This is a genomic window from Flavobacterium piscis (assembly GCF_031457575.1).
In the GTDB taxonomy this organism is placed as follows: domain Bacteria; phylum Bacteroidota; class Bacteroidia; order Flavobacteriales; family Flavobacteriaceae; genus Flavobacterium; species Flavobacterium piscis_A.
Map to the genome: position 1 here is coordinate 18,500 of NZ_JAVDWQ010000028.1, position 9,054 is coordinate 27,553.

5 protein-coding genes are annotated in these 9,054 nt (G+C 34.8%); 4 read left to right on the plus strand and 1 reads right to left on the minus strand.

Annotation, left to right across the window (positions count from 1 at the left end; genetic code table 11):
* The first annotated feature begins 82 nt into the window (after positions 1-82).
* From J2W48_RS22420 to J2W48_RS22435, 4 genes are all read left to right on the plus strand, one after another.
* A complete protein-coding gene (locus J2W48_RS22420; RefSeq protein ID WP_310284367.1) occupies positions 83-1,510 on the plus strand; it encodes a glycogen synthase in 1,428 nt (475 codons plus the stop codon).
* A complete protein-coding gene (locus J2W48_RS22425; protein ID WP_310284368.1) occupies positions 1,500-2,780 on the plus strand; it encodes a glucose-1-phosphate adenylyltransferase in 1,281 nt (426 codons plus the stop codon). Before J2W48_RS22420 ends, J2W48_RS22425 begins: the two co-directional genes overlap by 11 nt.
* 218 nt (positions 2,781-2,998) lie before the next feature.
* Positions 2,999-4,903, plus strand: coding sequence for a 1,4-alpha-glucan branching protein GlgB (gene glgB, locus J2W48_RS22430; RefSeq protein ID WP_310284369.1), 1,905 nt, complete (start codon positions 2,999-3,001; stop codon positions 4,901-4,903).
* Positions 4,904-5,099: 196 nt separating this feature from the next.
* On the plus strand, positions 5,100-7,499 hold the full coding sequence (locus J2W48_RS22435) for a glycoside hydrolase family 31 protein (RefSeq protein ID WP_310284370.1): 2,400 nt from the start codon (positions 5,100-5,102) through the stop codon (positions 7,497-7,499).
* 360 nt (positions 7,500-7,859) lie between these two features.
* Here the strand turns inward: J2W48_RS22435 and J2W48_RS22440 are convergent, their stop codons facing one another.
* Positions 7,860-8,945, minus strand: coding sequence for a cation:proton antiporter (locus J2W48_RS22440; protein ID WP_310284372.1), 1,086 nt, complete (start codon positions 8,943-8,945; stop codon positions 7,860-7,862).
* Positions 8,946-9,054 lie beyond the last annotated feature (109 nt).

Below are 9,054 nucleotides of genomic sequence, written 5' to 3' on the forward strand. Positions count from 1 at the left end.
TTTAAAAAACATAAAAGTACCACAAATAACAACAGTTTGCATATAAATTTAGTTAGCACAATTTTTTAAATAGTAGTCATAAATGAAAATATTTCATATCAGTGCAGAATGTTATCCAATGGCAAAAGTGGGGGGGTTAGCTGATGTTGTTGGGGCATTGCCAAAATATCAACAAAATGCAGGGCATGAGGTTAGGGTAATAGTTCCGTCTTATGATACAAAGTTTAAAAACGAAAATGTTTTTGAAAATGTATATTCCGGTATTGTCAAATTAGGGAATTTTGATTTTCCATTTAGTATTTTAAAAGAAGCGACTGATAAATTAGGATATGAATTATACCTGATTGAAATTAAAGAATTATTTGACAGACCAAATGTATATGGATATGAAGATGATATAGAAAGATTCCTGTCTTTTCAAATTGCTGCTTTAGACTGGATTTTGGCTGAGAATGCAATTCCGAATGTCATTAATTGTCACGACCATCATACCGGACTAATTCCGTTTATGCTTAAATACAGCTATAAATACGAATTATTAAGTAACATAAGAACGGTTATCACCATTCATAATGGTTTGTATCAGGGTTGGTTTGATTATGATAAAATGAATTACCTGCCTGAATTTGATGTACGTCATGCCGGTTTTTTAGAGTGGGATAATTCCCTGAACTCGTTAGCCGTAGCGGTTAAATGTGCCCACGCAGTTACGACTGTTTCTCCTAGTTATCTGGATGAAATCAATATTTCAGCAAATGGACTGGAATCATTATTTAATAAGGTCCGCAGTAAATCTATAGGTATTTTAAACGGAATAGACATCGAAGTCTGGAATCCATTAACAGATAAAATGCTCGAACAGCACTTTTCTATTCAGAATTTTGAAGTTGGAAAACAAAAAAATAAAGAAAAATTATGCGAACGTTTTGATTTAGATCCAACGAAACCACTATTTAGTTTTATTGGACGATTGTTTGATGAAAAAGGAGGTGATCTTTTGCCTCAGGCTTCAGCGTTAGCTTTATCTGAGAATTTTGAAAACATAAATATCCTGATTTTAGGATCTGGAAATCCGGAGATTGAAACTCAATTATTACAATTAAAAGATGATCATAAAGGAAATTACAATGTTTTTATTGGCTATAATGAAGAATTAGCACACTTGATTTATGCAGGTTCTGATTTTATTTTAATGCCATCAAGAGTGGAGCCCTGTGGATTAAATCAGATGTATGCTTTGCGTTACGGAACAATTCCGATTGTGAGAAGAACCGGCGGTCTGCGCGATACCGTAATTGATTTTGGTGATAATGGAAACGGAATTTGCCATGACCAGGCTTCGGTTGGAGATGTTTCTTATTCAATTAACCGAGCCGTAAAACTGTATGCTGATGCTGAAGAATTCAATAAAATAAGAAAAAAAGGAATGGCAATTGACCATTCGTGGGAAAGAGTTTGTCAAGAATATATCGAAATATATAACCAAATAATTCAAAAAAATGAAAGTTAACAAAAAGGGAGTAGTTGCTATTATTTTAGGTGGTGGTCAGGGATCACGTCTGTATCCATTAACAGAAACAAGATCTAAACCAGCTGTTCCGATTGGAGGAAAATACAGATTAGTAGATATTCCGATATCCAATTGCATTAATTCTGATATTTTTAAAATATTTGTATTGACGCAATTCAATTCGGCTTCGTTAAATGCACACATTAAAAACACTTTTAATTTTAGTATTTTTAGCCAGTCCTTTGTTGATATTTTAGCTGCTGAGCAAACTCCGGATAATCCAACCTGGTTTCAGGGTACTGCTGATGCTGTTCGTCAATGTATGTCACATTTCCTGAAACATGATTTTGAATATGCCTTAATTCTTTCAGGTGACCAGTTGTATCAAATGGATTTTAATGAAATGCTGGATGCTCATATTGCAGCAGATGCTGCTATTTCTATTGCGACTTTGCCTGTAAATGCTAAGGACGCACCGGAATTTGGAATCCTGAAAACGAATCATGAAAGTTGTATTGAAGCCTTTATCGAAAAACCGGATGCTTCACTTTTGCCGGAATGGGAATCTGAAGTAAGCGAGCAAATGCAGGCGAAAGGAAAAAAATATTTGGCCTCAATGGGAATTTATATTTTCAATCGCCAATTGTTAATAGATTTGATGGCTAATCCGGATACTAAAGATTTCGGAAAAGAAATTATTCCGCAAGCTGTTGGAAAACACAAAATCTTAAGTTATCAATATGAAGGCTATTGGACAGACATTGGAAATATTGACTCATTTTTCGAAGCAAATATTGGTTTAACAGCAGATATACCTGAGTTTAATTTGTTCGATAACGAGAATAAAATTTTTACGCGTCCAAGGTTGCTACCACCTTCAAAATTCAGAAATTCAAACATCAATCAATCCTTAATTTCTGAAGGGTGTTTTATTAATGCCCAGGAAATTAAAAGTTCTGTAATTGGCATACGTTCCAGAATTGGAAACGGAACAGTAATTCAGCATTCGTATGTGATGGGTAATGATTTTTATCAGGATCTTGATGAAATGAATCAGGACACCGCTAACAATAAAAACCATGTTGGTATAGGGGAGAATTGTTTTATTAAAAATGCTTTGATTGATAAAAATGTACGCATTGGAAACAATGTACATATTAACGGGGGTAAGCATTTAGAAAATTTTACCAATGAATTATATACTATCAAAGACGGTATAGTTGTTATCAAAAAAGGGGCAATTCTTCCGGATAATTTTCGAATAGATTAATTTGTTAGTCCTTGGTAATTAGTCCTTAGTGGATTAGCTTAAGACATTAAGTAGGAAAAATTCATTAAGTGTTTTTCATAAATAATGCTATTAATTTTAATATGATACCACGACTAAGAACGAATTACTAAGAACAAATTATTACTTATCAAAAAAAACAACTGAGTACTAAGGACTAATTACTAAGTACTAACCACTAATTACTAAGAACTCAACATATGTCCAACGTTATTACACATTCTCTATTTACTGATTTTGATATCGATTTATTCAAAGCGGGGAAACATTTCAAATTATATGAAAAACTAGGTGCACATTTAGTTGAAGTTGATGGAGTGAAGGGAGTTTATTTTGCCGTTTGGGCGCCAACTGCACAATCTGTTTCTGTGGTAGGGGATTTTAATTATTGGACGCAAGGCGAGCATTTGCTTCAGGTGCGATGGGATTCTTCAGGGATTTGGGAAGGTTTTATTCCACATTTAACCAAAGGTGCTGTTTACAAATATAAAATCCAGTCCAATATTGACGGAATTGCAACCGAAAAAGCAGACCCCTTTTCTTTATACTGCGAAAAACCACCTCACACAGCTTCGGTTGTCTGGGATTTGGATTACAACTGGAAAGACGAAAAATGGATGCAATCGCGATCTGAGCACAATGCTTTAAACAAACCATATTCGGTTTACGAAGTACATTTAGGTTCCTGGAAACGTGGAGATCATAATCGTTTTTTGACTTATTTGGAATTGGCCGATGATTTGGTGGCGTATGTAAAAGAAACCGGTTTTACCCATGTAGAATTTATGCCCGTTATGGAATATCCTTATGATCCTTCATGGGGTTATCAATTGGTTGGATATTTTGCTCCCACTTCCCGTTTTGGTAAACCGCAGGATTTTATGGTACTGGTAGATAAATTGCATCAGGCGGGTATTGGTGTAATTTTAGACTGGGTTCCATCACATTTTCCTGATGATGCACATGGCTTGGGATTCTTTGACGGTTCGCATTTATATGAACATCCGGATCGTAGAAAAGGGTACCATCCGGACTGGAAAAGCCTTGTTTTTAATTACGGTCGTAATGAAGTCCGTGCTTTTTTAATTAGTAATGCTGTTTTTTGGCTACAGCACTATCATGCTGATGGCTTACGTGTCGATGCAGTAGCATCCATGCTATATCTGGATTATTCCAGAAATGAAGGTGAATGGGAACCTAATATTTATGGAGGAAGGGAAAATCTGGACACTATTAGTTTTCTTAAAGAATTTAATGAAGTTATTTACGCTAATTTTGAAGGTGTTCAGACAATTGCAGAAGAAAGTACTTCTTTTCCGATGGTTTCCAGACCCACTTTTACAGGTGGTTTAGGCTTTGGAATGAAATGGATGATGGGGTGGATGCATGATACTTTACAATATTTCCAGAAGGATACCATATATAGAAAATACCATCAAAATGATTTGACTTTTTCGATGACCTATGCTTTTACCGAAAATTTTATGCTGCCTTTTTCACATGATGAAGTGGTATATGGAAAACAATCCATTGTCAATAAAATGCCTGGAGATGAATGGCAGAAATTTGCTAATTTAAGATTGCTTTACGGGTATATGTTCACACATCCCGGAACGAAATTGTTATTTATGGGCGCTGAATTTGGACAAAGTGCCGAATGGAATTTTGAAAACAGTCTGGATTGGCATTTGCTGCAATACGATTATCATTCAGGAATAAAAAAAGTAATTACCGATTTGAATCAGTTGTATAAATCGTATCCGGCTTTGTATGAAAAACAGTTTACCGGAGAAGGTTTTGAATGGATTAATTATTCCGATCATCAGAATGCCGTTTTATCCTATATCCGAAAAGGAAATAATCCTAAGGAAAATGTAATAGTTGTATGCAATTTCACTCCGGTTGTTCGGGAAAATTACCGAATTGGAATTCCTCAAAGCGGTAATTTAAAAGAAATTTTTAATAGTGATTCACCACTTTATGGCGGAAGCGGAGTTGGCAATTCAGGAACTTTAAAAATTGAATCTTCGCCTTATGATGGCAGAGATTATTCTGTCGAATTAATTTTGCCGCCTTTAAGTGTTACGGTTTATTCTTTCGAATAAATAATTCATTTCTTTTAACACTGAGATTTTACCATTTTTCTAAGTTATAAATTACTGAATTATTGATTTTTTGATATGGAATTTATCACTCAGTCAGAAAAAACGTTTTCGTGAATAAACCTAATATTCATAGGGGCTTACTTAGTTTTTTTGTATGTTTGAAAAGTAGAGTAGGTTTAATTAATTCATTAGCAATATGATTGTAAATACACAATTAGAATACAAAGGAGATTTATATCCATCAAAAATTGTGTCGTTTGAGCACCAGGGTGATTCCATTTTTTTCAATACGGACAATAAGGTAATTTTAAAAGTTACTGTTCTTAGGGATAGTTTGATTCGGTTTAGATTTACTACCAAAGGCTATTTTAGTAATGATTTTTCGTATGCTATTGATAAAACTCAGCTACATGGTTATAATTTTCTAGAACTTACAGAAGAAGAAACTTTTTTTCAGATCAGGACCAGTAAGGTAAAATGTAAAATTCAGAAAATAGATCTTCGTTTGTCTATTTTTGACTTGAATGACCAACTGATTCTGGAGGATGAACTTGGATTTCATTGGGAAGAAAGTTATGAATATGGCGGAAATATTGTAAAAATGAGTAAATCTTCAAAAGACGGAGAGTGTTTTTACGGTCTTGGAGATAAAGCGACTCAAATGAACTTAAAAGGCAAGAGAGTAGAAAATTTTGCTACAGACCAATATGCTTATCAAAAAGATCAGGAACCATTATATAAGGTAGTTCCGTTTTATATTGGTTTGCAGAATAAACAATCATACGGTATTTTCTTTGACAATACTTTTAGGACTTTTTTTGATTTTTGTCACGAAAGGAGAAATGTGACAAGTTTCTGGGCTGAAGGTGGAGAAATGAATTATTATTTTGTTTATGGCCCGCAAATGCAGGACGTAGTGACTACTTACACAGACTTGACAGGAAAACCGGAGTTACCGCCTCTTTGGGTTTTGGGTTACCACCAATGTAAATGGAGTTACTATCCTGAAAGTAAAGTAAAAGAAATCACCTCTAAATTCAGGGAATTAAAAATCCCCTGTGATGCTATTTATCTGGATATCGATTATATGGAAGGTTTTCGATGTTTTACCTGGAATAAGGAATATTTTCCGGATCCAAAGAAAATGGTCGCTGAATTAGCCGAAGATGGCTTTAAAACGGTAGTAATTATTGATCCCGGAATCAAAATAGATAAGGATTATTGGGTGTATCAGGAAGGATTAGAGAAAGATTATTTTTGCAAGAGAGCTGATGGTCCTTACATGAAAGGAAAAGTCTGGCCAGGCGAATGTAATTTTCCCGATTATACAAACCCGGTAGTTCGCGAATGGTGGGCAGGATTATTTAAGGAATTAATATCTGACATTGGTGTAAAAGGAGTGTGGAATGATATGAATGAACCTGCTGTTATGGAGGTTCCAAATAAAACTTTTCCGATGGATGTACGTCATGATTATGATGGAAATCCGTGCAGTCACAGAAAAGCACATAATATTTATGGTACCCAAATGGCAAGGGCAACCTATCATGGTGTGAAGCGGTTTGCCTATCCAAAACGTCCCTTTGTAATTACAAGATCCGCTTATTCAGGGGCACAGCGTTATACATCATCATGGACTGGTGATAACGTAGCAACCTGGGAACATTTATGGATAGCTAATATTCAGGTGCAGCGAATGTGTATTTCCGGAATGGGTTTTACAGGTTCGGATATTGGAGGTTTTGCAGAACAGCCAACAGGCGAATTATACGCACGTTGGATTCAGTTAGGCGTTTTTCACCCTTTTTGCAGAACACATTCTTCCGGAGATCATGGAAATCAGGAGCCCTGGGCGTTTGATGAGGAAGTGATCAATATTACCCGAAAATTTGTCAGCCTGCGTTATCAGCTACTACCTTATTTGTACACGATGTTCTGGCAATATATAGAAGAAGGGATTCCAATGCTGAAACCTTTGGTTTATTACGATCAGGATGATACTCAAACACATTATAGAAACGACGAATTTATTTTTGGAGAACAGATTTTAGTCTGCCCAATTCTGGAACCTAATGCTGTAGGAAGGAGAATGTATATTCCAAGAGGAGAGTGGTATAACTACTGGACAAATGAATTTGTAACAGGAGGCAGGGAAGTCTGGATTGACACTAAATTTGATGAGATTCCGCTTTTTGTAAAAGCAGGAGCCATTATTCCAAAATATCCCGTGCAGCAATATGTTGGTGAACTTGAATTTGACGAACTGACACTTGATTTGTACTATAAAATTGGTAAAGAGAAATCTGTAGTATATGAAGATGCCCAGGATGGCTACGATTATAAAAAAGGGCGTTACAGCTTTTTATCTTTCCGAACGATTGGAAAAGAAAAAGAGCTAATCATTCAGTTGCATAAAGAAGGTAAGTATGATACGCCTTACAGCAAATATAAAATCAACTTAATTGGATTACCGTTTAAGGTTACTGAAATAGAGATTGATAATGAAAAAGTCGAATTTGATCCGACAAGCCTTGAATTGAATCATTTTTTAATAGTTGATAAAGAGTTTAATGAACTTCATATTAGTGGTGAATAAGTGATAAATCATTTTTGTTTAAAAATAAAAGCGAAACCTAATTTTAGAGTTTCGCTTTTTTGATTACTATCTGTAGGGCAGCTCAGGTTCCAAAAAGTTGTAAGGCCTTGCTTTACTTTGGATTAGAAAATAAACTTTATTGGTTTCAGCTATAGTTTGAATTATATACTTTAGTGAATATTGCTTTAGCTTCTAAAAAAAGATTAGCCACAAATTACACGAATTAGCACTAATCAATTTGTAAAAATTTGTGGTTAATAAATAGTGTTACAACCTTGCAGACTTTCAGTCTGCCAACAAATAACAAGCAAACTTATTCCTCTCCAGATTTCAGGTATTGGATTGTCTATAAAAGTTGTTCTAAATATATCGCAATTTCTCTTCTTCAATATCTAAATAATGCATTTGCCTGCGAATAATTGATTCATCTAAAGTTTGATCTTCTTTGTTTTTATTTATAAGCCATTGTCTTTGCCTGTTTAATAAATCGAGATAGATAACTTTAAGATCATTTCCAATAGCTTCATCATCAATTCCTGTACTATACTGTTCCCATTTCTGAACAAGATGCTGTAATGAAGTGTTGCTTTCTACCTCATTGTTATAATTAGTTTTTAAATAATGTAAAGCATATTCAGCTAATTCTTGTCGAATATTATTATAAACTTCATCCCGGGGCAAAGTGTCATCGATAATATTAAATTGAATTTTTCTTATAAAATAAGGTAGGGTCAATCCTTGAATTAGCAAGGTCAGAAGAATAACAACAAAAGTGATAAACAAAATAAGATTACGCTGCGGGAATCCGTTGCCATTATTTAAATAAACAGGTATAGATAGCGCTGCAGCTAATGAAACAACACCCCGCATTCCTGTCCATCCAAGTATAAAAGGTGTTTTTAAGCCAGGATTTCTACTGTCAGCAACAGTCATGAAATTGCGGGAAATGAGTGTGAAAATTACAGCACCATAAGAAGACAGTATTCTGCTTATTATCAAGACAAACGTAATCAATATACCATATCCAATTGCTGTTGATATACTAATATTTGCTTCTTCAAGCCCTTTAGTAATTTGAGGTAAATCTAATCCGATCAGCATAAAAACCAATCCGTTTAATATGAAGCAAAAACTTTCCCAAACATTTATTCCCTGCAAACGGGATTTGCTGTTTAGAAAGCGATGCCTGTTATTAGACAACAACAGACCGCCGCATACTACTGCTAATACACCGGAACTATGTACTTGTTCGGCAGCAAGATAAATGATGTAGGGAGTTAGTAATGAAAGCACGATGTCTACATTAGCATCAGTAGGCAAATATTTATGGGCTTTCATAAAAAGCCATCCAATTAATAAACCTATTACTACGCCACCAATAATCATCCAGCTAAAACTTGTAGCAGCTTTATAAAATATAAATTGTTCAGTTGCTACTGCAATCATTGCAAATCTGAAAATAAATGAATTACCCCGAGGCAGAGCCTCGAGGTATCGCGTTACTCGAAAGATAACCGCAATTGATTTTTGTTAAACGATTTATAAACTATTTTTT